Genomic DNA, 24,546 nt, shown 5'->3' with positions numbered 1-24,546 from the left:
TGATTCGCAACTTGTTGTCGTCCACCGATCCACGAGGAGCTTTCGAATGAAATTGAGCAAACTGATGTTGGGCCTGAGTTTGGCCGTAGGTGTCATGGCCACAGCCTCTGCGCAAATCACCATGCGCAACAGCATCTCTGTCGGCCAGAACTCCCACCAGGGCGAGGCCATCGATACCCTGTCCAAAGAAGTTGAAAAGCGCACCAACGGTCGCATCAAGATCCAGAACTTCTACTCCGGCTCTCTGGGCGGCGAGCGCGAATCCATCGAATCTGTGCAACTGGGGACCCAAGAACTGGCCACCACATCGACTGGCCCTGTCCCCAACTTTGTGCCAGAAGCTCGCATTCTGGACGTGCCCTTCTTGTTCCGTGACAAAGCACACGCTCGCGCCGTGCTGGATGGCCCCATTGGCCAAGAGCTGCTGACCAAGTTCGACTCCAAAGGCTTCAAAGCTTTGGCCTGGGGTGAAAACGGCGTGCGCCACATGACCAACAGCAAGCGTCCTGTGAATTTGCCTGATGACCTCAAAGGCCTCAAGATGCGCACCATGGAAAACCCCGTGCACGTCGCCGCTTACAAGAGCTTGGGCATCGTGACCACACCTATGGCATTCCCTGAAGTGTTCACCGCATTGCAACAAGGCACTGTGGACGGTCAAGAGAACCCTCTGTCGGTGATCATGGCTTCCAACTTTGACCAAGTGCAAAAGCACCTGACACTGACTGGCCACGTCTACTCACCCGTGGTGATCTTGATGAACAAGGGCTCGTTTGACAAGCTCAGCGCAGCCGACAAGCAGATCTTCCTCGACGCGGCCAAAGAGGCTGTCAAAGCCAACCGTGCACGCGTGGACAAAGACGATGCCAATGGCGTGGCTGAGTTGCGCAAAAAAGGCATGAACATCATCGAGAACGTCGACAAGACCAAGTTCATTGCCACCATGGCACCGGCCATTGCTGAATTTGAAAAGCAGTTCGGCAAAGCCAACCTGGACCGCATCCGCAACACCAAGTAATCTGAAGTTTGTGGAAACGCCCGACCAATCCTGGATTGGCGGGCGTTTTTTGATTTTGTTGTGAAGGATTTTTTATGCGCTCGCTCTATCTGAGCATAGAAAGGTGGACCACCGCTTTTTCCATGCTTGTAGCCTGCTTGATGTTGGCCTTGGCGGCCTGCTTGGGCATGCTGCAAATTTTCACCCGCTTTGTGCTGGAAGTTCCGGTCGAGTGGACCGAAGTCATCATCCGCTTCAGCCTGATCTGGATGGTCTTCATGGGCATCCCCATGGCTTTCCGCCAGGGTGCAATGGTCAGCGTGGACGTGTTGTACCGCTGGAGCGGCCCGCGCATGAAAAAAGTCCTTGACACCGCTGTGGCTTTGGCCGCGCTCACTCTGGTCTGCATCATCATGTGGTGGGGTTGGGACTATGCCAACCGGGGCAAGGTCCAGACCATGATTGGTCTGGAAGATGTGTCCATGTTTTGGGCTTACATGGCTTTGCCAGTTGGCGCTGTTTTCAGCGTGATCAGCATCATCGGTAATTGGCTCGATCCCCAGCGCCTTGAATTGGAGACCGCACAATGAGCGTCGTCATGCTTTGCACCATGGTGTTGTGCTTTGCACTCACCATCTCGGTGGCTGTTTCCATTGGTTTGTCGGCCATCGTCGGCATTCAAATTGGCAACGCCAACATGCTCATCTCCGTTAAGGAGATGTTCAATTCGATCAACAAATTCCCGCTGGCCGCCATCCCCTTCTTCATCTTGGCGGGCAACATCATGGAAACCGGCGGCATCTCGCGCCGCTTGGTGGAGTTTGCCAAGAGCATCGTGGGCGGCGTGCAGGGCGGCTTGCCCATGACCTGCGTGTTGACCTGCATGATTTTTGCAGCCGTCTCAGGCTCCTCGGTGGCCACCACCTTTGCCATCGGCACCATCTTGATCCCCGCGCTCATCAAGCACGGCTACCCCACCACCTATGCGGCTTCTTTGCAAGCCACATCGGCCGAGTTGGGCGTGATCATCCCGCCCTCGATCCCCATGATCCTGTACGGCGTCAGCGCCGAAGTCTCGATTGGTGAGTTGTTCATTGCCGGTTTTGGCCCAGGCATTTTCATTGGCTTGGCCTTGATGCTCTGGGTCTGGGTGTATTGCAAATACAAAGGCTGGGGCAAAAACGACGGCGAGGGTCGCTTGAGCTTTGGCAAAGCCTCTTGGCAAGCCGGATGGGCCTTGATGATGCCAGTCATCATTTTGGGTGGCATTTACGGCGGCGTATTCACGCCCACCGAAGCTTCGGCTGTGGCGGTGTTTTATGCGTTGATCGTCGGCACTGTGGTTTACCGTGAGATCAAGCTGAAAGACTTGGCCATCATCATGCGCAAATCTGTGCTGTCCAGCGCGGTGATCATGTTCATCATTGCCAACGCCGGTTTGTTCGCCTTCTTGATCACCCGCGCAGGTGTGCCGGAGGCCATTGGTCACTGGTTGCAGGACGTCCTCAAGTCGCCCGCTTACTTCTTGTTGGGTGTCAACGCGGCTTTGTTCCTGATCGGCATGTTCATCGAGACCAGCGCGGCCATCATCGTGCTGGCCCCGATCTTGGCCCCAGTGGCCATGCACTTTGGCATTGACCCTGTTCACTTTGGTTTGGTCATGGTGGTCAACCTGGCTTTGGGCATGATCACGCCGCCTTTTGGCGTGAACCTGTTCGCGGCTTGTACGGTGGCGCGAATCTCGCTAGACCGGATCATCAAGGATTTGATCCCCTTCGTGCTGGTGATCCTGGTCTGCTTGATGGTGGTGACCTACGTGCCTGCTTTGTCGCTGACCTTGCGGGATTTGGTGTACGCCAAATAAAGCTAGAATTTCCTGCATTCTCATACCGCCTGGCCCCTTGAGGGCCAGGCTTTTTTATGGCTCACCATGTCTATCCAATACTCCGAAGACCACACTTGGCTCCAGCGCAACGACGACGGTGACACCGCCGTCATGGGCATCACTGTCCATGCCCAAGACACCTTGGGTGACATCGTGTTTGTCGATCTGCCCGAGATTGGCAAAAGCTTTGCCGCCCGTGAAGTGGCGGGCGTGGTCGAGTCGGTCAAAGCCGCTGCCGATGTGCACATGCCTGCCGGGGGCGAAATCATCGAAGTCAATGAAGCGCTGCGTGCTGACCCCTCTTTGGCCAATTCCGACCCATTGGGCGCCGGCTGGTTCTTCAAGGTCAAACTGAGCCAACTGTCTGACTTGGCTGCCCTGCACGACGAAGCCAGTTACAAAAAGTTGACCGACTGATTTTTGGTGGAAGTTCTGGGCAAGTTTGATTTCAGGCCTTAGAATCTTCATGTGGGGCAACGCTGGTTTTGCAACCGTTGCCCCGAGTCGGACCCAATCCGACGTTCACTGTGGGAGAGCTTGGGGGCCAAAGGCCCTCAACGCCGAAGGAGCAACCACCCCGGAAACTCTCAGGCAAAAGGACCGTGGTGAACAAAGCACTCTGAAGAGTTGCCGGGATTCGTCCCCTGGCACACCGCAGGAGCAAACCCATCGCCCCTCCAGGGCCGGGTGAATCTCTCAGGTTTCAAACAGAGGGGGTCGTTCTGCACACATCCGGTGTGTGGTTCGTCCATCCGTTTGAGACGCTTTACTGAGAGAAGCTTCATGAAAAATCCCATTGTCAAAAAACACATGGTTGTTGTGGGTGGCGGCATCACCGGCGTCACCAGCGCCTACGCCTTGGCCCAACAAGGCATCCAGGTCACCCTGATCGAGAAAAACCGCTACCCCGGCATGGAAACGTCCTACGCCAACGGTGGCCAGTTGTCCGCCTCTAACGCCGAGGTCTGGACCCACCCCTCCACCATCGTCAAGGGGCTGAAATGGATGCTCAAAAGCGATGCCCCATTGCTCATGAACCCCGCCCCCACTTGGCACAAGCTCAGTTGGATGGCCGAATTTGTGGCCGCCATTCCCAAATACAAAGACAACACCATCGCCACAGCCCAATTGGCCATTGAGTCACGCGAGCACCACTTCGCTTGGGCCAAAGCCGAAGGCATTGACTTTGACCACAAGCGCGAAGGCATCCTGCACATCTACCGCGACAAAAAAGGCTTTGACCACGCGGGCGAAGTCTCCAAGCTGCTGGCCCAGGGCGGCCTACCGCGCCGAGCCGTGACGCCTGACGAAATGAAAGCCATTGAGCCGACGCTGCAAGGCCAGTACTACGGTGGCTATTTCACCGAAAGCGACTCGACAGGCGACATCCACAAATTCACCTTTGGCCTGGCCAAGGCCTGTGAGCGTCTGGGCGTGAAATTCTTGACCGAACACCAGGTGCTGAATGTGGCGTCCAACGGGCAAACCGCCACCGTGCAGGTGCAGCACGCGGGCCAGACCGAAACCCTGAGTTTTGACGGCATCGTGATCTGTGCAGGCGTGCACGGCCGGGGCCTGGCCGCTCAGCTGGGCGACCGCCTGAACATTTATCCTGTCAAAGGCTACTCGATCACCGTGGGCTTGAACGATGCAGCCAGCCAAGCTGCCGCACCCCAGGTCAGCCTGCTGGACGACGAGACCAAGCTGGTGACCAGCCGTCTGGGCACAGACCGCTTCCGCGTGGCGGGTACGGCCGAGTTCAACGGCATCGATCTGGACATCCGCGCCGACCGCATCAAGCCGCTGGTCAACTGGGTCAACCAATGCTTCCCCGGCGTGGACACCCGCCGCGTTGAGCCCTGGGCGGGCCTGCGCCCCATGATGCCCAACATGCTGCCGCGCGTGGGCGCAGGCAAAAAAGCCAATGTGTTCTACAACACGGGCCACGGCCACTTGGGCTGGACGTTGTCGGCCATCACGGCGCACCAATTGGCGGGCCATGTGGTGAACAGCATGCAGGACAATGTGCGCTCCTTCATGACCCCTGCTGCTGCCTGACCATGACGCTTCACATCCTGCCCGTCGACTACCAAAACCCCGCGCACCGCCAAGCCTTGGTGATGCTGCTGGACGCCTATGCCCAAGACCCCATGGGCGGCGGCGAAGCGTTGGCGCAGGATGTGAAGACGCGCTTGTGCGATGACTTGGCCGCGCGCACCGATGCGGCCAGCTTCATCGCTTGGCTGGACGATGCGCCAGTGGGCTTGGTCAACTGCATTGAGGGGTATTCGACCTTCAAGGCGCGGCCTCTGATGAACATCCACGACATCGCCGTGCTGCCGGGCCACCGGGGTACAGGAGTCGGCCAAGCATTGTTGTCGGCAGCCGAGCAACACGCCAAGGACCACGGCTGCTGCAAGCTGACCTTGGAAGTGCTGACGGGCAACTCGCGGGCCCTGAAGAGTTACCTCGGCTTCGGCTTTGAGCCCTATGCATTGGACCCCGCAGCGGGCCAAGCCAGCTTCATGCAGAAGTGGCTTTAGCCAACTGCCACTGTTCCTTGATCCAACGCTTGAGTTCAGCCTCGTTCTGAATTCGGCGCAAATCGGCCGCCAAAGTGTCGGTGATGTAGCGTTGGTCGGCCTGAAGACGTTGCAGCGACTGGGTCATAACCGCTTCGTCGGCGTCTGCCTGAACAGACACACACAACTCACGGCTCAAGCGGTTTTCCAACTGGTCCAAATCTTCTTCCAAAGCAACCACCTGCTCCTTGAGCAGCAAGGACATGGCGATCAGCTTGTCGTCGGCCATCTTTGCCGTGCTTTGGGGGCTGACTTGCGACACCTGCATTTGCAAACGCAACAAAGTGGTCAGGTCGTTTTTTTCATAGGCGGCGTTGACCTCGCTCATCAGCGCGGTTTTGCGCAAGCGTTCTTGTTCGTCGGGCTCTCGGTCCGGGTGCAGGGCACTGGCCAGTTGCCGAAAGATCGTGCGGATGGCGCTTTTGGCGTCAAGTTCTCGAGTCAGGGCGACGGGCACCTCGCCTTTTTCAGCGGCAGCGTTTTTCTTTTGCGCTTGTTTTTGGGCTTTACGGGCCATGCGCTTGGCATTCTTTTTGGCCTCGTTGGCCTCTTGCTGTTGTTGCCATTGGCGCATGCCCGCAGCCATCATCTCTTCAGGCGTCTGGTATTGGCTGGGCTTGTTGAGCGGCTGGCCCAGCGCTTCTTCGATGCGCTCGCGCATCGCCTGGGCTGCTTCAGCCTGCTCCTCGGCAGCTTCCTGCGTGTCTTCTTCGCTCACATACTCATCGACCAAGGCTTGCACCTGCGGGTCAGCGGTGGCCGAGAGTTGACCGATCCAACCCCGCACCAACCCACGGGCCATGCGTTGCTGTCTGTCTGTGAAGTCGGCCGTTTGCAGGCGCTCGTGCACAAAAAGCAAGAGGCTCTTGCGGTACACCTGCGCTTGCTGCACCGACTCACGCAGTGCCTGAATGTGCGCATACCGGTGGCGGTCCGACCAAGTTTCCAGCCGCTGGATCTGGCCTGACAGTTTCTCAATTTGAGCCAACAGTTGATTGAAACGTTGCTGGGCCGGAGTGAGCTTGGCTTGTGCAGCGGCCTGCACCATCAAGGCAGACAGGGAGGATGCAGCGTCTGACGGCGCTTCGGGCAAAGAGGTCATCTGAAAATCAATCGGGCAAGCACTGAGGGGCTGTTCGATGTTACCGTGCTTGAGCGCTCCTGTAGGCCTTGGCCATGCCGCCAGCACTCATTCGCGAGCAGGGGCTCGCTCCTACACATGCACGGGCTCTGTGGGAGGCCGCCCCTGCGGCCGAATGCTCAAAGGTGCTTCCTCAGTCGATAATCACGCACCGATTCGAATACACGCCAGCATGCCCAGCCCCGTTCCGTTCAAAGTCCTGAGCCTCATCCCGCCGATGACGCAGCTCAACACGCCCTACCCGTCCACGGCCTACCTGACGGGTTTTTTGCGTTCGCGGGGTTTTGATGCGGTGCAAGAAGACTTGGCGCTTGCCACCGTGCTGGCTTTGCTGAACAAAAAAGGGCTGACCGAGCTGCGCAACGCGGCACTGGCTTTGCCGGTCGAAGAACGCTCGGGCCCGGTGAATTTCTTTCTCGACCACTTCAAGGACTACACGGTCAGCATCGATCCGGTTATCGCCTTTTTGCAGGGCCGCGACAGCACGCTGAGCCATCGCATCGCTGGTCGGGGCTTTTTGCCCGAAGGCCCACGCTTTGCCTCGCTCGATGCCTACGAAGACGACGGTACAGGCGACCCGATTGGTTGGGCTTTTGGGGCTTTGGGCCAAACCGACCGCGCCGGCCACTTGGCCACGCTGTACCTGAACGACTTGGCCGATGTGCTGCGCGATGCGGTGGACGAAGGTTTTGAGTTCGTGCGCTACGCTGAGCGCCTGGCCGCCAGCCAGCCCAGCTTTGACGCGCTGGCCGAAGCCTTAGCTCAGCCCCCCAATTTGATCGACACCACCCTGGAGAGCTTGGCACTGCAAGCCATTGAGCGGCACCAGCCCACCCTGGTGTTGCTGTCCGTGCCCTTCCCCGGCTCGGTGTATGCGGCCTTTCGCATCGCCCAGTGCATTAAACGGGTGCACCCCCACATCCGCATCGGCCTGGGTGGCGGCTTTGTGAACACCGAGCTGCGCGAGCTGAAAGACGCCCGCGTGTTCGATCATGTGGACTTCGTCACGCTCGATGGCGGCGAGCGCCCGCTGCTCAGCCTGATCGAACACCTGCAAGGCCAGCGCAGCGTGCAGCGCCTGCAGCGCACCTTCATCAAGAGCGACGCAGGCCAGGTGCAGTACATCAACCTGCAAGAGCCCGACATCGCCTTTGAAGAGGTGGGCACGGCCACTTGGGATGGACTGCCGCTGCACAAGTATTTGTCGCTGCTCGACATGCTCAACCCGATGAACCGGCTGTGGAGCGATGGGCGCTGGAACAAGCTCACCGTGGCGCACGGCTGTTACTGGAAGAAGTGCAGCTTTTGCGACGTGAGCCTGGACTACATCAGCCGCTACGAAACCGCGCAGGCCAGCACGCTGGTGGACCGGATTGAGCAGATCGTGGCCGAAACGGGTCAGACCGGTTTTCACTTTGTGGACGAAGCCGCGCCACCCAAAGCGCTCAAGGCACTGGCCGAAGAACTGCTGCGCCGGGGCGTGCAGATTTCGTGGTGGGGCAACATCCGCTTTGAGAAAACCTTCACCCCCGAGCTGTGCGACTTGTTGGCGCAAAGCGGCTGCATTGCCATGTCGGGCGGGCTCGAAGTTGCGTCTGACCGCTTGCTACAGCTCATGAAAAAAGGCGTCTCGGTCGAACAGGTGGCGCAGGTCACCAAAGGGTTTGCCGATGCGGGTGTGCTGGTGCACGCCTACCTGATGTACGGCTTTCCGACGCAGACCGTGCAGGACACGGTGGACGCGCTCGAGTACGTGCGGCAGTTGTTTGAAAACGGCTGCATCCACAGCGGCTTTTTCCACCGCTTTGTCTGCACCGTCCATTCACCCGTGGGTCTGAACCCTGAGGCCTATGGTGTGACGCTTTTGCCACTGCCCGAGGGTACTTTTGCCAAAAACGACGTAGGCTTTGTGGACCCGACGCCCATGCCGCAGGGCGTGGACCATGACCTGCTGGGCCAAGGCCTGAAAAAAGCCATCTACAACTTCATGCACGGCGTGGGTGTGGAAAACGACGTGCGCCAGTGGTTTGACCTGCCCAAGGGCCAGTGCCCCAAAACCAGCGTACCGCGCCACAAGATCGCCAAAGCGCTGGATTAAGCATGGGTGCATGAGACAGCACCTTGAACTGCTCAGCGGCTAGCGGCCATCAAGGCGGCAAAACCGACAAACACCCCGCCTGTGACTCGGTTAAAGTTTTTCATGACATGGGTTTGCTGTAGATACCCTGAGAGCTTGTGACCGCTGAACGCATAGATCAGGTACCAACTCACCTCAATGACGGTGAAGGTGGCCAATAAAACACCAAATTGCAGGAGTGCTGGTAGCTCAGGATGGATGAACTGCGGGAAAAACGCAGCAGCAAAAACGATCGCTTTCGGATTGCTGGCCGCCACCGCAAAGCCTTGTCTGAAATATGACCCACCGCGTGGGCTTGCTTCAGCCTCAGATGGGCCCGCCTCGTCAGACTTGGCACCAGACCCCACCATCCACAACTTGTAGCCGAGGTAAGCCAGATAAGCGGCCCCCAGATAACGCAATGCATCAAAAACGGCAGGAAACGTGTGCAAGAGAGCCCCCACGCCCGCAGCCGACAGGGTGACCATGCATATCAAGGCGCTCATGCACCCGAACATGCTCTGCAGGGCGGCACGCATGCCAAATCGAGCGCCTTGGCTCATCACCAGCAGCATGTTGGGACCGGGTGTGGCCGACACCAGAAAAGTCATGCCCACAAAAATCCACCACGTTTGCCATTCCATTAAAAACTTTCAGCCATCACAGTTCGCATAACCCACCAATCGTGCTGCGACAAACAGCCCCGATTGTGGCCCTATTTTTTGATCAGAAGAAATTAAAATTAATTTTTAAATAATATTTAATGTAGCATTTGAATTCTTAAATTGTCATTGGGCGATTGTTCATGCCATCACAAAATTTGCCGCTTGATGCATCTTCTCATGCCATTTGGACCCCCTGGGGTCCCCAGCATGCGAACAACGTGAAAGAATGGCTGTTCTTCTCGTTTTTGATTATCCTGACCTTGGGCTACATCGCTTTTGCGTTGGTGTCTTGGAGTTTGAACTTTCGTGATGGCTGGCTGGCCAATGTCATGGGCATCGCCGCCATGGGCGTCCTAGGGGGCTTGCGTTTGGCGGGTGTGCCGCTCACACCGCTGATCGGCGCTTTACAGGTGTTGACTTTGGCCCAGGCTTTCGGCATCACTTGGCTGACAGGTGGCATTTACTCGGCCACCATCAGTTGGCTGGCTTTGGCCTCCTTGCCCGCCTTTTTGGCACACTCCCACCTCGCTCGATTCACTGGCTTGGTCACCGGTTGGCTGATGATCTTAGGTCTGTACGTTTATGCACTGCTTGGCGGACAGACGGCCCTGCAAATTCTTCCGCAAGATCTGATCCATTGGCATCTGATGATCGCGATTGTCATTTTTGGCATCCAACTGGCTTTGTTGTTTCGACTGAATTTGGTACGCAATGAACGCATGCAACGCTCACAACAGAAAAAAAAGGAACTGCGGCAACTGACCAAAAAACTCCAAAATACGCAACAGCAAAAAGATTTGTTTGTGGCCTCGGTCAGCCATGAATTGCGCACCCCCATGAATGCTATTTTGGGGTTAACAGATCTGCTGCAGCACGAAAAAAACCTCGACAAAGAGGTTCGCCTGAAGATCGATGACATCCAGAAATCAGGAGAGCACCTGATGACCATCATCAATGACTTGCTCGACCACGCACAAATAGAAGCCGGTCGACTGCAAGTGGTGCAAGAGCCTTTTAACTTGCCCGAAACACTTCGCAGCAGTTTCGAGCTGCTCAAACGCCGTGCCGAGTCCAAGCCACTGAAATACAGCCTGCATGTGGACCCGAACGTTCCCTTGTGGGTGCTGGGGGACAGCCACAGACTGACGCAAATTCTGGTCAATTTGTTGGGCAATGCCATCAAATTCACGTCGGAAGGCGAAATCGTGCTGCACTGCAGCGCACAAGCCGACCCTGCTGACCCTGAGAACGCAGTGCAAGTGCAACTGTCTGTGCGTGACACCGGCATCGGCATTGCACCCGAGTTACACGACCGGGTGTTCAAAAGCTTCTCTCAGGCCGACAACAGCATTGCCCGGCGATTTGGGGGCAACGGGCTGGGCATGGCCATCACTCAGGGCTTGGTCGAGGCCATGGGGGGCTCGATTGGATTGGAAAGTGAAGTCGGTGTGGGCACCACTTTCAAAGTTCAATGGCCTTGCAAACTGAGCAGCGCTCCAGCCCAAACATTGCCTTTGCCAGAAGATGAACACAGCGACATGGCCGTGCGTGTCCTGATCGCCGATGACAACCCACTGAACCGTCAAATAGCCGCCATGCAATTGCGCCGCCATATGCCGCAAGCGCAGGTCACCGAAGTAGACAACGGTCTCCAAGCATTCGAAGCTCTGCGAGATGGCCAAGTGTTCGATGTGATCCTGATGGACCTGCTGATGCCAGAAATGGACGGTATGACGGCCACACGCAAAATCCGCACCGAACTGCCGGAGCCCCGTTGCTCCACGCCCATCATCGCCTTGACAGCGAATGCCGACAAAGACGAACAGGCGAAGTGCCTGGACAGTGGCATGAATGAATGCATGCTCAAACCGTTCAACCGCAGTTTGCTGGTCAAGCGGGTACTTTTTTATGTCGCCTAACACCATGCAAGCACACCAGCAATCGCCTTTTGAGAGCCGTTCAATGATGCAGTTGCGCGCAGGCGCCACCGCACTCTTGTGCAGTTTGGCCCTGATGCTCGACGCCTATGCCATCGACAAGATTCCGGACAATTTATGCACAGTTGAGCTCCCTGAAGCCAACAAGCTCAGCCCTGCGAATGCTCAAGAATCCCCCGATTGCTATGAGTTCAGTGCTGCCGTGGGCGAGCTTGGTTTGGGTTGGCGAAAGAAATTACCCAAACAGGTTCACTGGTTGAACCGCAAAGACGCAGCCCAGCTTTGCCAGCAGTTCACCACGCAATTCGGCCAAAGAATGGAAAGCACCGTTCCCGGAGGCTGTGTATTTTGGAAGACCGATGCCTGCACCATCGTCTCAGACGGCCCCATCGCATCGGCATCGATCGGAAATGCCGTGCGCAGCTGTGCGCCCTGAACCTGGCTTTACCAGGATCACCAGGGTATGGCTTTCCCCAAGTGGTCCATAAATTGGGCCCGCCCGGTGGGCTGCAAGCCGTCCAGCACCGCCAGCAAGCGCTGGGCTGACTCGGTAGGACGCAGGGCGTTGTCACCCACAAAGGGCTGACTCAGAGTGGACTGCACCGTACCCGGCTGCAAAGCGGCGACCACGGCCAGCGGCCTGCGCCGCGCGATTTCGATGGCCCCGGTTTGCAGCAACATGTTGAGCGCAGACTTGGCGGCGCGGTAGCCATACCACCCGCCCTTCCGGTTGTCTTCGATGCTGCCCACACGGGCCGACAACTTGCCCCAAATCACCCGCTCACCCGATGCCAACAAGGGCAAGAAGTGTTTGAGCAGCAAAGACGGCCCCACGGCGTTCAGGTGCAAGGCCTGCAGCAAATGCGCCGCGTCCAGTTCATCTAATCGTTTTTCGGGGCCACGCCCGTTCAAGGTCAGCGCACCTGTGGCGTCAAGCACCAAATGAAAAGGCCCGCGAGCTGCCAAAACTTGAGCGCAAGCGGCGATGCTGGATTCGTTGAGCAAATCCAAACCGGGGGAACTTTGGCGCGAAACGCCGCACACATTGGCGCAACGCGGATCACTTTGCAAGGTTTGCACGAAGGCCTGGCCAATGGCGCCACTGGCACCGAACACCACAGCACGGTAGCCCTCGGGCAAGGAATGCATCATGAGGGTGACTTGCTCGGGTTGTTGCCTTTTGGCGTGAGGTCATAAGCGCAGCGAAAGCCGAGGTAGACCACGTAAACATCCGCGGCTTTGAAGGCCTGCACGTCGGCCTTCATGTTGTAAGCGCCGTACCACCACGAGCCCCCCACGGTGCGGCGCTGGCCGCCCTGCTCATCGGTGGTCCACTCCCACACATTGGCGCCCATGTCATACAAGCCGTTCACGCCTTGGCGCGTGGCGCCCGCAGGAGCTGCGCGGGGCCAGGGGTCTGGATCGCTGGTGTTCGCGCCTTGCGGGCTGTCACCCGTGCTCCAAGGATAAGTTTTGCCTTTCACCCAAGGCGTTGGGGGCTTGTCACGCAACTCGGTGAACCCCGCCTTTTGCCATTCCGAGCCGGTGGGCAAGCGGCCCCCTGCCCAGCGACAGTAAGCCTGCGCCTCGGCAAAGTCCAGGTGCACAGCAGGCAAATCAGCAGGGGCAGGAACACCATCCGGTTGGCGCCAAGACCAGCCTGGGCGGCGAACCCATCCGCCCACATATTCAAAACCACCGCCCTCTTTTTCGGCGCGGGTCACGGTGCCGGTGGCGCGCACATAGCGCTCAAACTGGCCGATGGTGACTTCGGTGCGGTCAATCGCCCAATTCCCCAACGCCACCCGCTCTCCCACTTGCGCAAAGGCCAAGTTCGAGAAACCAGCGATCAAAGCGCCCGCACCCCACATGGAGCCCCAACGCCAAACACTGCAAATCACGCGATTGAACATGTTCAAACCTTTTCGCCTTGAGACCAGCGCCGCACCCACTTTTGCATTTGGGGGCGCACCTTCAAAAACAAGCGGTAACCGCCTTCAAAACACCATGACAAGGGCGGCCAAGCGGACAACCAGCCCAGCCAGCGCCAGCCCGCAAACAAGCGCCACATCTGCGAAAACGCCGCCGCACCACTGAACATTCGGCCTTGGCTGTCGCGCACATGAAAACGGGCCATGGCCTCTTGGCACGTCAAACCGCCCAAGTCTTGTCCTGCACTCACATCCACCCAGTCCATGGCCTGCGACTCGGGCAGACGGCGGTAAATCGCGATTTCGGCGCGGCACAGGGGGCATGAGCCGTCGAAATAAACCGTCAGCAAAGGAGCACTTGTGGCGTTCATGCGGCCAAGTCTCCACGCGCCAACAGGCGGCCCTGTCGGTCCACCAAGAAACCTTCACCCATACCGGGATAAGCCCCGGTCAAGCCGGTCATGTTGACCTGGTGCGTCACCCAGACCTCGGTACGCCCGGCAGGCAGGGCCTGCAAGCGCTCGCGCAAAGCCTTTTGCTGAGCGGCAGAATCGCCCTGACCCGCAAAAGTGCTGTTGAGTGCGGGCCAATCTTCGTAAGCACCAAACGCCAAACGCGCCGTGTCTTGGCAGCGGCACCATTGGCTGCTGCGCACTGCATCGGGCTTGAAGTTTTGCGCTTGGAACCAAGCCCCCAAGGCACGAGAGGCTTGACGGCCCGCCTCACTCAGGTTGCGCTGTGTGCGGCACTGGCCGATCACAAAACCGGGTGGATCGCCCAAACCTGACTCGGTGGCTGCGTGGCGGATCAGCAGCACACCGCCGCTTTGACGCCAAACGGCCAGCAACTGCGCCCGCGAGGCGTTTTGGGATGGCTGCGCACCAGCCACTCCTGGCGCACTGGCCATCCAAGGCGCAAGCAGTACCGCCCCCAAACGGGCCAAGGCCGAGCGGCGCGGCACAGCATCAGGAACGCGGTCGTTGGGTGTCATCGCCTGCGCCTCAGGACACTTCGCCCGAGGCGATGCGGCGCAGCGCCTGCTCGAACACCTCGACCGGCTGGCCGCCCGAGATCAAATGCTTGTCGTTGATGATGACCGCAGGCACCGACCGGATGCCTGCCTGGGTGTAGAACTGCTGGCGCTCGCGCACTTCCGAAGTGTGGGCATCGCTGTCCAATACCGCACGGGCCGCTGTCACATCCAAGCCTGCTGAGGCCACGCCCGCGAGCAAAACCTCAGCGTCTTCCACGCACTCGGCGCGGCCCTGGTAGGACTCCAAAAAGGCTTTTTTCAGGGCGTGCTGCGCCCCAGCGCCCTGGCCTTCGGCCCAATGCAGCAAACGGTGCGCATTAAAAGTGTTGTAAACCCGACCGCGCCCGCCGGGGTGAAAGGTAAAACCCACCTCGGCCCCGCGTTCGGCAATGGTCTGGCGAATTTGGGCCTGTTGCTCGGGCGTGGATCCGTACTTTTGCGTCAGGTGCTCGCCCAAATCCTGCCCGCCGGGGCCCATCTGCGGGTTCAACTCAAAGGGCTGAAAGTGCAAATCGGCCTGGACCTCGCCGCCCAGGCGCTCCAGGGCTTTTTCCAGAGCGCCCAAACCCACGGCGCACCAGGGGCAAGCAATGTCCGAAACAAAATCAATTTTCAAGGGGGTCATCAACGACTTTCAAAGCAAATCCGGTGCAGTATCTTGCCGCAAATCACCGACAATCGCAGACAGTTCACCTCATCTCCCCAGTTCCTACCGACCAAGGCCCACCACCATGAACATCCTTGTCCTGCACGGCATCAACCTGAACATGTTCGGCAAGCGCGACCCTGCCCAGTACGGCACCACCACGCTGGACGAAATCAACGCCCAAGTGACGGCTTTGGGCCAAGAACTGGGGGCCCAGGTCGAGTGCTACCAAACCAATTTTGAAGGCGAAATGGCCGAGCGCATCCACCGCGCCCACGGCGATGGCGTGCATGCCGTGGTCATCAACGCCGGGGCCTGGACCCATTACAGCTACGGCATCCGCGACGCGCTGGCCATCCTCAAGTGCCCCATCATCGAAGTGCACATGTCCAACATCCATGCCCGCGAAGCGTTCCGCCACCACTCGGTGATCGCCGATATCGCCAAAGGCCAAATTGCCGGATTTGGTGTGGACAGCTACCTGCTGGGCCTGCGGGCAGCGGTATCGGCCGCCCGCGGCTGATTCAAGCGGGCACTGAGCCCAACACCCGCTGCAAGGCCCGATCAAAGGCCAGCGCCGCCTCGAACTGCACCCAATGCCCGGCACCGGGCACGGTGTGCCACTGGCCCCAATGGGCTGATTGACGCTGCATGGCGGCCTGCAACTCGGGTACGCGTCCTTTGTAGAGCGCGTCGTGCTCACCATAAATGGCGCTGACAGGCACCTGCAATTGGGGCAGTGTTTTGGCCAGGATGTCGGTGGACGACATGCGTCTGCGCGGCATGCGGTCACGCGCCACGTTGGCGGCGTGCAGGCGGAGGGCCAAATCATCCAGGCTGTTCGGGTGCTGCAGCATCAGCGCCATCAGGTTGTACCGGTGCACCTCGTTTTGCTTGTCGGAAGTTGGCAAATGCCGCCAGCCCTTGAGTGGGATGCGTTCAGGCACCGTCAGCCCCATGCCCGGCGCGCCCACCAGCACCAGTTGCTGTGCGTCTTGCGGGTGCGCAGCCAACCACAGGGCGGCAGCCATGCCCCCAAAAGAAAATCCGACCAAGCGCACTTGATCGCCACAAGCGCCTGCGGCTTGCAGTTGCAGCAGGCCAGCGTGCAAGTGGGCGGGCAAAGCGTCCACATCGCTGCAAGCTGGCGGCAAATCCGAGTCGCCAAAGCCGGGCAAGTCGGGCACCAGCACGCGCCAGCCCGCCGCTTCCAAGGGAGCAATGTTGCGCACCCAATGTGTCCAACTGCCGCTGCCGCCATGCAGCAAAACCACCGCCGGCTGTGAAGGCTGCCCCCAAGCGTGCCAGACCGTGCGGCTGCCATCGCAAGTGGTGTGCAGGCGTGTGGCCCCGCCCAGCGATGCGCGCAGATCGGGGGGTAAAAAATCAGGGCTCTCAAACATGGGCATACAAGATCGGAACATGGGCTGTCAGGTTGGGGGCAACACCAGGTCTTTCAGCGCTCAGGCCCCAGCCAGCTTGCGTGGGTGCTGCAAGCGCCAAACTTTGTAGGCCGCTGCCGTGGCCACCACGCTGGTCAGCACGCTAGCTGTAAAGACACTTTGCAAACCCCAGCGTTCGCTGATCAGCCCGCCCAGCAAGGCCCCCAAAACCCCTGGAAAGCCATAGGCGATCACGGTGTACAGCGCCTGCCCACGTCCACGCAAGCGCCCCGGGAAGTGATGAGAAATCAGGGCAATGCAGGCCGTGTGGTGCGTGGCAAAGGTGATGGCGTGCAGGGTTTGCGCCAGCAGCAAAACCCACAACACATCGGCCCAGGCCGCCGTCAGGCCCATGCGCAGCAACATGACGGCCGAGCACAGCACCAGCCAGCCCGTCAGGGGCATGCGTGGCAGCCAACGCGACTGGGTGAAAAACCAGACGATTTCGACCGCCACCGACACCGCCCACAACAAGCCGATCATGGTCTTGCTGTAGCCCAGAGAGTCGAGGTAAAGCGAGAAAAACACGTACACCCCAATGTGCGAGAGCACATGGAAAAACGTGGAAGTGAAAAACCAGAACACCGGCTTTTGGCGCAGCACGGGCCAGACCGGCACATGCACATCGGTGTGGTGCGCAGCTTCTTTCAGGTCAGGCATCCACCATACGCTCAGCAGCACCGCGCCGAGGGTCAACACCGTCCAGGCTGGAAAGTGTTTCATGCCAAAAGCCTCAAACCAGGCCCCGGCCACAAACACCGTGACCAGAAAACCCATCGAGCCCCACAGCCGCACCCGGCCGTAGCGCTTGGTGTCAAAAGCACCACCCCGACTGACCAGATGCGCCATGGCCGCCTCGCTCATGGGCATCATGGCGCTGGTGTGGGTGAACATCACCAAAAGTACCAAGCCCAGACCCAGCGGTCCCCAATCCCAAAACAGCAAGCAAGCCGTGGCAAACGCCACACCGGCGCCGATGCGAAGCAGCTTCACACGTTCACCCGTGCGGTCACTGATGGCCCCCCAGGCATAAGGCGCAAACAAACGTGTGCCCGCCTGCACCGCCGTGAGCACGCTGATGGTCAGCAGGCTCAAGCCCATGTCCTGCAGCCAAAGCGGCAAATAGGGGTTGAAAAAACCGATGTGAGCGAAGTAACTGGCCGACAGCGCGGCAAAGGGGAACAGCTGACGGCGATCAGCCATGGCAACGACCCTGCGCGATGGCAGGTGATACGGGGGGCTGCCCCTGTGGCCGAATCTGCGCGCGCAGCGGCAGATCAGGCAATCGCGAGCAAGGTCTCGCTTCCACAAAGAGAGGCATCAGAGTTTGGCAGCGGCGATTGGGGCCACGGCGTGCTCGACATCACCGCACTGGGCGCGGTGCTGCAAAGCGTGCTCCATGACCACCAGCGCCAGCATGGCCTCGGCAATGGGCGTGGCGCGGATGCCCACGCAGGGGTCATGGCGACCTTTGGTGATGACTTCGGTGGGCTGCCCCGCAGAATCGATCGAATCGCGGGCAATCAAAATCGAGCTGGTGGGTTTGACAGCAATCGACACCTCGATGTCTTGCCCGGTGCTGATGCCGCCGAGCACGCCACCCGCGTTGTTGCCCACAAAGCCCTCGGGCGTGAGCGTGTCACCTGCGGTGCTGCCCTTTTGTGTGACGCAAGCAAAGCCCGCGCCGATCTCCACGCCTTTGACGGCGTTGATGCCCATCATGGCAAAAGCAATGTCGGCGTCGATCTTGTCAAACAGCGGCTGACCCAAGCCCACGGGCACCCCCTGCGCCACCACGCGCAAGCGCGCACCACACGAGTCACCCGACTTGCGCAGGACGTTCATGTAGTCCTCCAGCGCCGACACATCGGCCACCGGGGCAAAAAACGGGTTGTTTGGCACATGGTCCCAGCTCTCAAAGCCAATCGGCACATCGCCGATCTGGGTCATGCAGCCCACGAACGTGGTGCCAAACTTTTCTTTCAACCACTTTTTGGCCACCGCGCCAGCAGCCACCATGGGGGCGGTCAGGCGGGCCGACGAGCGGCCACCGCCACGCGGATCGCGCAGGCCGTATTTGCGCCAGTAGGTGTAGTCGGCATGACCTGGGCGGAAAGTTTGCAGGATGTCGCCGTAATCTTTGCTGCGCTGGTCGGTGTTGTTGATCAGCAGGCAAATCGGGGTGCCGGTAGTCAGCCCTTGGTAGACGCCCGACAAGATTTGCACGGCGTCGGGTTCGTTGCGTTGGGTGACGAATTTGCTGGTGCCGGGGCGGCGACGGTCGAGGTCTGGCTGGATGTCGGCCTCGCTCAGCGGCATGCCCGGAGGGCAGCCGTCGATCACGCAGCCAATGGCTGGGCCGTGGGATTCACCAAAGTTGGTGACCGAGAAGAGATTTCCGAAGGTATTGCCGCTCATGGAAGGGGATTATCCCAGAGCGGCGGGGCGATCTGTCAGAGCTTGACGTCTTCGGACTCTGGCGTTGAACCATCGGGCCAGTCGCGGATGTAGGCCTTCAGCATCTTGTTTTCGAAGTTTTGACCGTCCACCACAGCCTTGGCCACGTCGTAGAAGCTGATCACACCCATCAACATGGTGCCGTCCATGACGGGCATGTAGCGGGCATGGTGCTCCAACATCATGCGGCGCACATCGTCGATGTCGGTTTCGCCTGTGCAGGTCAAAGGCTTCGCATCCATGGCTTCGCTCACCAGGGTCGACCCAACTTGGCCGCCGTTTTTGACGATCTGCTGAATCACCTCGCGGAATGTCAGCATGCCCGCCAAGGCACCTTTGGCCATGACCACCAAAGAACCCAAGTCTTTTTCGGCCATGTCGTTCATGGCTCGGGACAGAGGTTCGTCAGACTGCACAGTGAACAAGGTGCCGCCTTTGACGCGGAGGATGTCGCTGACTTGCATGGTGTGTCTCCTTGGGGTCGAATTCAGTTCTGATTGGGTATCAATATAGCCCACAATGAATGCTGAATGACAGACCTGCAGCAGGTCAATCGTTTTCTTTTTTCGGAGACCCTTCATGGCTGGATACAGCGATCCCGGTTTTGACACTTTGGCCTTGCATGCGGGGGCGGCCCCCGACCCGACCACAGGCGCTCGGGCAGTGCCGATCCATCTGACCACGTCTTTCGTTTTTGAATCCAGCGACCAGGCCGCAGCCCTCTTCAACCTCGAGCGCCCAGGCCACGTCTACAGCCGCATCAGCAACCCCACCAACGCGGTGCTGGAGCAGCGCATCTCGGCTTTGGAGGGCGGCATCGGGGCCATCACCACCGCCAGCGGCCAAGCGGCCTTGCACCTGGCCATCGCCACCCTCATGGGGGCGGGTTCGCACATCGTGGCCTCCAGCGCTTTGTACGGCGGATCACACAACTTGCTGCACTACACCCTGAGCCGCTTTGGCATCCGCACCACTTTCGTCAAACCGGGTGACCTGGACGCCTGGAAAGCGGCCGTGCAGCCCGACACCAAACTCTTTTTTGGCGAAACCGTGGGCAACCCCGGCATGGACGTTCTGGACATCGAAGCGGTGAGCGCCATCGCCCACGAGGCGGGTGTGCCGCTGCTGGTGGACTCCACCCTCACATCGCCCTGGCTCATCAAGCCCTTTGACCACGGCGCCGATCTGGTTTACCACTCGGCCACCAAATTTTTGTCGGGCCACGGCACGGTGGTCGGCGGTGTGGTGGTCGATGGCGGCAGCTTTGACTGGGACAAGTCGGGCAAGTTTGCCGAACTGAGCCAAGCCTACGAAGGCTTTCACAACATGGTGTTCAGCGAAGAAAGCACCGTGGGTGCCTTTTTGCTGCGCGCCCGGCGCGAAGGCCTGCGCGACTTTGGCGCGTGCATGAGCCCACACACCGCTTGGCTGATTTTGCAAGGCATCGAAACCCTGCCCCTGCGCATGGCCCGCCACATGGAGAACACCGCCAAAGTGGTTGAATTTTTGGCGGCACACCCGCTGGTCAGCCGCGTGGGCCACCCCATGTTGGAAAGCCACCCCTCGCACGCACTGGCGCAAAAGCTGTTGCCTCGCGGTGCCGGTTCGGTGTTCAGCTTTGACATCAAAGGCTCTCGTGCCCAAGGTCAAAAGTTCATCGAAACCCTCAAGGTCTTCAGCCACCTGGCCAACGTGGGTGACTGCCGCAGTCTGGTGATCCACCCGGCCAGCACCACGCATTTCCGCATGAGCGACGAGGCACTGGCCGCCAGCGGCATTGGCCCCGGCACGATCCGCTTGTCAATTGGCCTAGAAGACCCGGCCGATTTGATTGACGACCTCAAAAAGGCACTCAAAGCCGCGGAGAAAGCCGCATGAACATCACCGTCCAAGGCCACGACCTCTACGCCTACACCGGCGGCAAGCCCTTCAACCCCGCCCAGCCCACCGCCGTGTTCATCCACGGCGTGCTGAACGACCACAGCGTCTGGATTTTGCAAACCCGCTACATGGCGCACCACGGCTGGAACGTGCTGGCCATCGACCTGCCGGGGCACTGCAAAAGCGAGGGCACCCCACCCCAAAGCGTGGAAGAAGCCGCCGACACCGTCATCGCCTTGCTCGATGAACTGAAGATCAAAAAAGCCGCCTTGATCGGCCACAGCTTTGGCTCGCTGATCGCGCTCGAAGCCACGGCCCGAGACGCAGCCATTCACCCGGGGCGCATCAGTCATCTGGTGATGGTCGGCACCGCCTACCCCATGCGCGTGTCGCCTGCCTTGCTCGATCAGTCGGTCAGCGCCCCGTTCAAAGCGATCGACATGGTCAACAGCTTTTCGCATTCCACGCTGGCCCCGCCACCTTCGGCCCTGGGCCCCGGCACCTGGCTGTATGGCGGCAGCAAAGCGCTGATGCGCCGCGTGCTGGCCAGCAACACGCAGGTCAACGTGTTCCACACCGGATTCAAGGCCTGCGACGACTACCGAGGCGCAGAGGCCGCCATGCCGCAAGTGGCCTGCCCCACCCTGTTTGTGCTGGGCAGCGCCGACCAGATGACGCCACCCAAAGCCGCGCAAAGCCTGATTGACCTGAGCGCCAAGCCCACAGTGGTGAAGCTGCCCGCAGGCCATTCGCTCATGACCGAAGCACCTGAGGGCGTGTTGCAAGCGCTCAAGGACTTTTTGAAACCATGAGCTGGACGAACATTCGCGAGCAGGGGCTCGCTCCCACAACATGAACACACTGACTTTCGACGGCATCACGCCCGCCATGGCAGCGGCCAGAGCACAAGAGATCGCTCAGTCGCTGGACCTGCGCGCCCTGCCCGCTGACTTTCTGAACAACCCCTATCCGGTCTATGCCGCTTTGCGCGAAGCCGAGCCATTCAAGCGCATGCCCGATGGCTCGTATTTCCTCACGCGCCACGCCGATCTGGTGGCGGTGTACCGCGACGCCAAGGTGTTCAGCTCCGACAAGCAAGTGGAGTTTGGCCCCAAATACAACCATGCCCCTTTCAACCAGCCGCCCTACACCACAGCCGGTGGCGTGGCCCCGCTGTTCGAGCACCACACCCACAGCCTGGTCTTCAACGACGCGCCCAGGCACACGCGTGTGCGCCGCCTCATCATGGGCGCGCTCACCCGCCGCGCCATTGAAGCCATGGAACCCGGTCTGGTGAAGCTGGTGGACAGCCTGCTCGACCGCATCGGAACACAGGGCGGCGGTGACCTGATCGAAGACTTTGCCTCGGCCATTCCGGTCGAGATCATCGGCAATTTGCTGGATGTGCCACACGCCGACCGCGAACCACTGAGGGGCTGGTCGCTGGCGATTTTGGGCGCCTTGGAGCCATCCCTCACCCCTGAACAAGAAGCGCTGGGCAACCACAGCGTGAACGAGTTTCTGACTTACCTGCGCGAGCTGGTGACCAAGCGCCGCGAACATCCCGGCGACCCGGAACACGATGTGCTGACAAGGCTGATCCAAGGTGAAAAGGACGGCGAATCAGGTGGCGACGCCCTGAGCGAAGTCGAGCTGTTGCAAAACTGCGTGTTTTTGCTCAACGCCGGGCACGAGACCACCACCAACCTGATCGGCAACGCGCTCATCAGCTTGCAAGAATGGCCCGCGCAACGCCAGCAACTGATGGCCGACCTGAAAGCCGCTGCCAGCGATGAAGCGCGCGAGCAGATCATGGGGCTGGCCGTGGACGAGTTCTTGCGTTTTGAATCGTCCAACCAACTGGGCAACCGCCGCGCCCTGCAAGCCACGCAGGTCAACGGCGTCGATCTGCCCGCAGGCGCTTTGGTCACACTGTGCATTGGCGCGGCCAACCGTGACCCTGCCGTCTACGCACAACCCGAACAACTGAACCTGCGCCGCACCGGCAACAAACACCTGGCCTTTGGTTTTGGCGTGCACCAGTGCGCGGGTCTGAGCCTGGCGCGGCTCGAAGGCCGCATCGCCATCGGACGGTTTTTGCAGCGCTTTCCAAATTACCAGCTCACGCAAGCGCCCGAGCGCGGTGGGCGTGCACGCTTTCGTGGGTTTTTAAGCGCCCCCTTTCGCACAGCCTGAACAACACCAGGAGACATCCATGACCGAAACCATTCGCCATGCAAGCTTTGCCGAGTTCTATCCGTTTTATCTGAGTGAGCACAGCCACCGCACCTGCCGCCGCCTGCACTTTATTGGCAGCACACTGACCTTGGTGTGCTTGGCCATGTTGGCCGCAACAGGCAAGCCGCAGTACTTTTTGTATGCCTTGCTGTGCGGCTACGGCTGCGCCTGGATCGGCCACTTTGGTTTTGAGAAGAACAAGCCCGCCAGCTTCAAGCGCCCGCTTTACAGCTTCATGGGCGACTGGGTCATGTACCGCGACATGTGGCGCGGACGGGTCAGTTTTTGAAAAATGGAACCCGGTCAGGCCGGGTCTGACGGAAGGGTCAGGATGACATCAGGCTGTAGGTTCTGGCAACAGCTGCGCCAGCCGAATCTGGTCCAAGCCCGTCTGACCCCAAACCCGGTCCACACCCGCCACCCGCAAAACCAGCAAACGATCGGCCAACGGAGCCACGATCACTTGAGAAGGATCGATCAAAATCACATGGCGAGCTTGGCCTTTGTCGTTTTGCTCCGTCAGGCGACCTGTCCAATCGAGGCTTTGCAAAACCTCCAAAACCTGGCGCAGCTCGCTCAATTCCACCCGCAAACGCACGGCCATCTCATCGGTGCTCATGCCCCGTTGCTCTGAAGCTTTGGCAGCGTTCAACTCGGCCAAGACCTCCAGCGCCAGCCTGAATGACCAGCCCGCGCCGTCTGGCTTGCGCCACTCTTGTCGGCCCAACTCGGGCAAGCTGGCGGCCAGCACCGCGCCCAGCAGCACCAGCAGCCAGGTCACGTAAATCCAGACCAACAAAATGGGCAACGCAGCAAATGCGCCGTAAATCAGCGAATAGGTCGGCACCTGCAGCAGGTATATGGCCATGCCTTTTTTGGCCAACTCCAAGGCCCCTGCCACCAAAAACCCGGCCGTGATGGCATGACGCCAACGCACGCGGGTGTAGGGCACATAAAAATAAAGACCACTCACACAGGCTGTGAGGAGCACAAACTCAAAACTGTCTAGCAGCCAACGGATTGAGCCCGGCAAGACATCCACCACATCGCGCGACGCGGTGACCAGATACGAGGTGATGGCCAGGCTGGCCCCCAAAAACAAAGGCCCCAGAGTGATGGCTGACCAATACAACAAGACCCTTTGGGGCAAAGGCCGCTGGCGCTGCAAGCCCCAAATCTGACCCAAGGTGCGCTCGATCGTGACCATCAAAAACACGGCCGACATCAACACCGCCACCAAACCCACCGAACCCAGGCGGCTGGCCTTGCGCGAAAACTGCGTCAGGTAGCTCAGCACCTGGCGGGCAATGCTTTCAGGCACCAAGCTCTCGATCAGCCAACGCTGGATCGTGTCCTGGAACTTGCCAAACACCGGGAACGCGGCAAAAACCGCCAAACCCACGGCAAACAGGGGCACCAAGGCCAACACGGTGGTGAAGGTGAGCGAGCTGGCGCTCACGCCCAGGCGGGCATCGCGAAAGCGTTCGGCCAGAACGCCCGCCATCTGGCGCCATGGAAAAACCAACAATTCTTGCCACCAAAGGGCGGCGTGGGCTCTTAATGAGGGATTGGACAAAGAGGATGGCATGCCCGGT

The 24,546-nt window shown here is 59.6% G+C and carries 26 protein-coding genes and 1 riboswitch; of the genes, 14 read left to right on the top strand and 12 right to left on the bottom strand.

All coding sequences use genetic code 11. The features are described from left to right. Positions 1-46: 46 nt before the first annotated feature. The 6 genes from ACZ5SR_RS07545 (at position 47) to ACZ5SR_RS07520 (ending at position 5,425) form a co-directional block, all read left to right on the top strand. Complete coding sequence (locus ACZ5SR_RS07545; RefSeq protein ID WP_464450936.1) at positions 47-1,018, top strand: TRAP transporter substrate-binding protein; 972 nt, start codon at positions 47-49, stop codon at positions 1,016-1,018. A gap of 74 nt (positions 1,019-1,092) precedes the next feature. Beyond that, positions 1,093-1,587, top strand: a complete 495-nt coding sequence (locus tag ACZ5SR_RS07540; RefSeq protein ID WP_464450935.1) for a TRAP transporter small permease — start codon at positions 1,093-1,095, stop codon at positions 1,585-1,587. Then, positions 1,584-2,861 (top strand): TRAP transporter large permease, encoded by a 1,278-nt coding sequence (locus tag ACZ5SR_RS07535; RefSeq protein ID WP_464450934.1) that lies wholly within the window; start codon positions 1,584-1,586, stop codon positions 2,859-2,861. Before ACZ5SR_RS07540 ends, ACZ5SR_RS07535 begins: the two co-directional genes overlap by 4 nt. 66 nt (positions 2,862-2,927) lie before the next feature. After that, positions 2,928-3,299, top strand: a complete 372-nt coding sequence (gcvH, locus tag ACZ5SR_RS07530) for a glycine cleavage system protein GcvH (RefSeq protein WP_464450933.1) — start codon at positions 2,928-2,930, stop codon at positions 3,297-3,299. Positions 3,300-3,400: 101 nt separating this feature from the next. Further along, positions 3,401-3,495: riboswitch (glycine riboswitch) on the top strand. 170 nt (positions 3,496-3,665) lie between these two features. Further along, a complete protein-coding gene (locus ACZ5SR_RS07525) occupies positions 3,666-4,940 on the top strand; it encodes a D-amino acid dehydrogenase (protein ID WP_464450932.1) in 1,275 nt (424 codons plus the stop codon). Positions 4,941-4,942: 2 nt separating this feature from the next. Then, positions 4,943-5,425 carry a GNAT family N-acetyltransferase gene (locus ACZ5SR_RS07520; protein ID WP_464450931.1) on the top strand — a complete coding sequence of 161 codons (483 nt, stop codon included), beginning with the start codon at positions 4,943-4,945 and terminating at the stop codon, positions 5,423-5,425. On the opposite strand, the gene ACZ5SR_RS07515 is transcribed toward ACZ5SR_RS07520, so the two are convergent. Then, positions 5,406-6,566, bottom strand: coding sequence for a J domain-containing protein (locus tag ACZ5SR_RS07515; RefSeq protein ID WP_464450930.1), 1,161 nt, complete (start codon positions 6,564-6,566; stop codon positions 5,406-5,408). The genes ACZ5SR_RS07520 and ACZ5SR_RS07515 overlap by 20 nt on opposite strands. Positions 6,567-6,777: 211 nt before the next feature. On the opposite strand from ACZ5SR_RS07515, the gene ACZ5SR_RS07510 reads away from it, so the two are divergent. After that, positions 6,778-8,703: a B12-binding domain-containing radical SAM protein gene (locus tag ACZ5SR_RS07510; RefSeq protein WP_464450929.1), complete on the top strand. Its 1,926-nt coding sequence runs from the start codon at positions 6,778-6,780 to the stop codon at positions 8,701-8,703. 32 nt (positions 8,704-8,735) lie between these two features. On the opposite strand, the gene ACZ5SR_RS07505 is transcribed toward ACZ5SR_RS07510, so the two are convergent. Continuing rightward, positions 8,736-9,365, bottom strand: coding sequence for a LysE family translocator (locus ACZ5SR_RS07505; protein WP_464450928.1), 630 nt, complete (start codon positions 9,363-9,365; stop codon positions 8,736-8,738). A gap of 239 nt (positions 9,366-9,604) precedes the next feature. On the opposite strand from ACZ5SR_RS07505, the gene ACZ5SR_RS07500 reads away from it, so the two are divergent. Next, positions 9,605-11,305 (top strand): ATP-binding protein, encoded by a 1,701-nt coding sequence (locus ACZ5SR_RS07500; RefSeq protein WP_464450927.1) that lies wholly within the window; start codon positions 9,605-9,607, stop codon positions 11,303-11,305. 94 nt (positions 11,306-11,399) lie between these two features. Continuing rightward, positions 11,400-11,759, top strand: a complete 360-nt coding sequence (locus ACZ5SR_RS07495) for a hypothetical protein (RefSeq protein WP_464450926.1) — start codon at positions 11,400-11,402, stop codon at positions 11,757-11,759. Between the two features lie 17 nt (positions 11,760-11,776). On the opposite strand, the gene ACZ5SR_RS07490 is transcribed toward ACZ5SR_RS07495, so the two are convergent. From ACZ5SR_RS07490 to ACZ5SR_RS07470, 5 genes are read right to left on the bottom strand one after another with little or no spacing between them, the layout of a single operon-like run. Beyond that, a complete protein-coding gene (locus tag ACZ5SR_RS07490; protein ID WP_464450925.1) occupies positions 11,777-12,475 on the bottom strand; it encodes an SDR family NAD(P)-dependent oxidoreductase in 699 nt (232 codons plus the stop codon). Next, on the bottom strand, positions 12,472-13,236 hold the full coding sequence (locus ACZ5SR_RS07485; protein WP_464450924.1) for a formylglycine-generating enzyme family protein: 765 nt from the start codon (positions 13,234-13,236) through the stop codon (positions 12,472-12,474). The genes ACZ5SR_RS07490 and ACZ5SR_RS07485 overlap by 4 nt, the downstream gene beginning before the upstream one ends. Positions 13,237-13,238: 2 nt before the next feature. Beyond that, positions 13,239-13,625 (bottom strand): thiol-disulfide oxidoreductase DCC family protein, encoded by a 387-nt coding sequence (locus ACZ5SR_RS07480; protein WP_464450923.1) that lies wholly within the window; start codon positions 13,623-13,625, stop codon positions 13,239-13,241. Beyond that, the gene (locus tag ACZ5SR_RS07475) at positions 13,622-14,245 is read right to left on the bottom strand and encodes a histidine phosphatase family protein (protein WP_464450922.1); all 624 of its coding nucleotides are present in this window, start codon (positions 14,243-14,245) and stop codon (positions 13,622-13,624) included. The genes ACZ5SR_RS07480 and ACZ5SR_RS07475 overlap by 4 nt, the downstream gene beginning before the upstream one ends. Positions 14,246-14,255: 10 nt before the next feature. Beyond that, positions 14,256-14,912 (bottom strand): DsbA family oxidoreductase, encoded by a 657-nt coding sequence (locus ACZ5SR_RS07470; RefSeq protein ID WP_464450921.1) that lies wholly within the window; start codon positions 14,910-14,912, stop codon positions 14,256-14,258. A gap of 106 nt (positions 14,913-15,018) precedes the next feature. Between ACZ5SR_RS07470 and aroQ the strand changes: the two genes are divergently transcribed. Beyond that, positions 15,019-15,456, top strand: a complete 438-nt coding sequence (gene aroQ / locus ACZ5SR_RS07465; RefSeq protein ID WP_464450920.1) for a type II 3-dehydroquinate dehydratase — start codon at positions 15,019-15,021, stop codon at positions 15,454-15,456. A 1-nt stretch (position 15,457) separates the two neighbouring features. Here aroQ and ACZ5SR_RS07460 read toward each other — a convergent pair whose 3' ends face one another. The 4 genes from ACZ5SR_RS07460 to ACZ5SR_RS07445 all read right to left on the bottom strand — a co-directional run bounded on the left by ACZ5SR_RS07460 (position 15,458) and on the right by ACZ5SR_RS07445 (position 19,296). Beyond that, positions 15,458-16,357, bottom strand: coding sequence for an alpha/beta fold hydrolase (locus ACZ5SR_RS07460; protein ID WP_464450919.1), 900 nt, complete (start codon positions 16,355-16,357; stop codon positions 15,458-15,460). 39 nt (positions 16,358-16,396) lie between these two features. Then, entirely contained in the window at positions 16,397-17,578 is a 1,182-nt protein-coding gene (locus tag ACZ5SR_RS07455) for an MFS transporter (RefSeq protein ID WP_464450918.1), read from the bottom strand. A gap of 117 nt (positions 17,579-17,695) precedes the next feature. Then, entirely contained in the window at positions 17,696-18,793 is a 1,098-nt protein-coding gene (gene aroC, locus ACZ5SR_RS07450; protein ID WP_464450917.1) for a chorismate synthase, read from the bottom strand. Positions 18,794-18,828: 35 nt separating this feature from the next. Then, entirely contained in the window at positions 18,829-19,296 is a 468-nt protein-coding gene (locus ACZ5SR_RS07445; RefSeq protein WP_464450916.1) for a CBS domain-containing protein, read from the bottom strand. Between the two features lie 115 nt (positions 19,297-19,411). Here ACZ5SR_RS07445 and ACZ5SR_RS07440 point away from each other — a divergent pair, with 115 nt between their 5' ends. The 4 genes from ACZ5SR_RS07440 to ACZ5SR_RS07425 are packed head-to-tail and all read left to right on the top strand — an operon-like array spanning position 19,412 to position 23,240. Further along, on the top strand, positions 19,412-20,710 hold the full coding sequence (locus tag ACZ5SR_RS07440) for an O-acetylhomoserine aminocarboxypropyltransferase (RefSeq protein WP_464450915.1): 1,299 nt from the start codon (positions 19,412-19,414) through the stop codon (positions 20,708-20,710). Beyond that, a complete protein-coding gene (locus tag ACZ5SR_RS07435) occupies positions 20,707-21,525 on the top strand; it encodes an alpha/beta fold hydrolase (protein WP_464450914.1) in 819 nt (272 codons plus the stop codon). The genes ACZ5SR_RS07440 and ACZ5SR_RS07435 overlap by 4 nt, the downstream gene beginning before the upstream one ends. Before the next feature lie 40 nt (positions 21,526-21,565). Then, positions 21,566-22,909: a cytochrome P450 gene (locus ACZ5SR_RS07430; RefSeq protein ID WP_464450913.1), complete on the top strand. Its 1,344-nt coding sequence runs from the start codon at positions 21,566-21,568 to the stop codon at positions 22,907-22,909. Positions 22,910-22,928: 19 nt separating this feature from the next. Further along, complete coding sequence (locus ACZ5SR_RS07425) at positions 22,929-23,240, top strand: Mpo1-like protein (protein WP_464450912.1); 312 nt, start codon at positions 22,929-22,931, stop codon at positions 23,238-23,240. Positions 23,241-23,288: 48 nt separating this feature from the next. Here ACZ5SR_RS07425 and ACZ5SR_RS07420 read toward each other — a convergent pair whose 3' ends face one another. Then, a complete protein-coding gene (locus tag ACZ5SR_RS07420) occupies positions 23,289-24,539 on the bottom strand; it encodes a YihY family inner membrane protein (RefSeq protein ID WP_464450911.1) in 1,251 nt (416 codons plus the stop codon). Positions 24,540-24,546 lie beyond the last annotated feature (7 nt).

The sequence above is a fragment of the Limnohabitans sp. TEGF002 genome, from assembly GCF_055395845.1.
This window is presented reverse-complemented; position numbering and strand designations above follow the sequence as displayed.

What these genes read in the sequence shown, in the direction of transcription:
- ACZ5SR_RS07545 (WP_464450936.1), top strand. Translation starts at nt 47, where the DNA reads ATGAAATTGAGCAAACTGATGTTGGGCCTGAGTTTGGCCGTAGGTGTC.
- ACZ5SR_RS07470 (WP_464450921.1), bottom strand. Translation starts at nt 14,912, where the DNA reads ATGACCCCCTTGAAAATTGATTTTGTTTCGGACATTGCTTGCCCCTGG.
- ACZ5SR_RS07440 (WP_464450915.1), top strand. Translation starts at nt 19,412, where the DNA reads ATGGCTGGATACAGCGATCCCGGTTTTGACACTTTGGCCTTGCATGCG.
- ACZ5SR_RS07425 (WP_464450912.1), top strand. Translation starts at nt 22,929, where the DNA reads ATGACCGAAACCATTCGCCATGCAAGCTTTGCCGAGTTCTATCCGTTT.
- ACZ5SR_RS07515 (WP_464450930.1), bottom strand. Translation starts at nt 6,566, where the DNA reads ATGACCTCTTTGCCCGAAGCGCCGTCAGACGCTGCATCCTCCCTGTCT.
- ACZ5SR_RS07475 (WP_464450922.1), bottom strand. Translation starts at nt 14,245, where the DNA reads ATGACACCCAACGACCGCGTTCCTGATGCTGTGCCGCGCCGCTCGGCC.
- ACZ5SR_RS07460 (WP_464450919.1), bottom strand. Translation starts at nt 16,357, where the DNA reads ATGTTCCGATCTTGTATGCCCATGTTTGAGAGCCCTGATTTTTTACCC.
- aroC (WP_464450917.1), bottom strand. Translation starts at nt 18,793, where the DNA reads ATGAGCGGCAATACCTTCGGAAATCTCTTCTCGGTCACCAACTTTGGT.
- ACZ5SR_RS07420 (WP_464450911.1), bottom strand. Translation starts at nt 24,539, where the DNA reads ATGCCATCCTCTTTGTCCAATCCCTCATTAAGAGCCCACGCCGCCCTT.
- ACZ5SR_RS07535 (WP_464450934.1), top strand. Translation starts at nt 1,584, where the DNA reads ATGAGCGTCGTCATGCTTTGCACCATGGTGTTGTGCTTTGCACTCACC.
- ACZ5SR_RS07520 (WP_464450931.1), top strand. Translation starts at nt 4,943, where the DNA reads ATGACGCTTCACATCCTGCCCGTCGACTACCAAAACCCCGCGCACCGC.
- ACZ5SR_RS07445 (WP_464450916.1), bottom strand. Translation starts at nt 19,296, where the DNA reads ATGCAAGTCAGCGACATCCTCCGCGTCAAAGGCGGCACCTTGTTCACT.
- ACZ5SR_RS07455 (WP_464450918.1), bottom strand. Translation starts at nt 17,578, where the DNA reads ATGGCTGATCGCCGTCAGCTGTTCCCCTTTGCCGCGCTGTCGGCCAGT.
- gcvH (WP_464450933.1), top strand. Translation starts at nt 2,928, where the DNA reads ATGTCTATCCAATACTCCGAAGACCACACTTGGCTCCAGCGCAACGAC.
- ACZ5SR_RS07435 (WP_464450914.1), top strand. Translation starts at nt 20,707, where the DNA reads ATGAACATCACCGTCCAAGGCCACGACCTCTACGCCTACACCGGCGGC.
- ACZ5SR_RS07485 (WP_464450924.1), bottom strand. Translation starts at nt 13,236, where the DNA reads ATGTTCAATCGCGTGATTTGCAGTGTTTGGCGTTGGGGCTCCATGTGG.
- ACZ5SR_RS07540 (WP_464450935.1), top strand. Translation starts at nt 1,093, where the DNA reads ATGCGCTCGCTCTATCTGAGCATAGAAAGGTGGACCACCGCTTTTTCC.
- ACZ5SR_RS07430 (WP_464450913.1), top strand. Translation starts at nt 21,566, where the DNA reads ATGAACACACTGACTTTCGACGGCATCACGCCCGCCATGGCAGCGGCC.
- ACZ5SR_RS07495 (WP_464450926.1), top strand. Translation starts at nt 11,400, where the DNA reads ATGCTCGACGCCTATGCCATCGACAAGATTCCGGACAATTTATGCACA.
- ACZ5SR_RS07510 (WP_464450929.1), top strand. Translation starts at nt 6,778, where the DNA reads ATGCCCAGCCCCGTTCCGTTCAAAGTCCTGAGCCTCATCCCGCCGATG.
- ACZ5SR_RS07480 (WP_464450923.1), bottom strand. Translation starts at nt 13,625, where the DNA reads ATGAACGCCACAAGTGCTCCTTTGCTGACGGTTTATTTCGACGGCTCA.
- ACZ5SR_RS07525 (WP_464450932.1), top strand. Translation starts at nt 3,666, where the DNA reads ATGAAAAATCCCATTGTCAAAAAACACATGGTTGTTGTGGGTGGCGGC.
- ACZ5SR_RS07505 (WP_464450928.1), bottom strand. Translation starts at nt 9,365, where the DNA reads ATGGAATGGCAAACGTGGTGGATTTTTGTGGGCATGACTTTTCTGGTG.
- aroQ (WP_464450920.1), top strand. Translation starts at nt 15,019, where the DNA reads ATGAACATCCTTGTCCTGCACGGCATCAACCTGAACATGTTCGGCAAG.
- ACZ5SR_RS07490 (WP_464450925.1), bottom strand. Translation starts at nt 12,475, where the DNA reads ATGATGCATTCCTTGCCCGAGGGCTACCGTGCTGTGGTGTTCGGTGCC.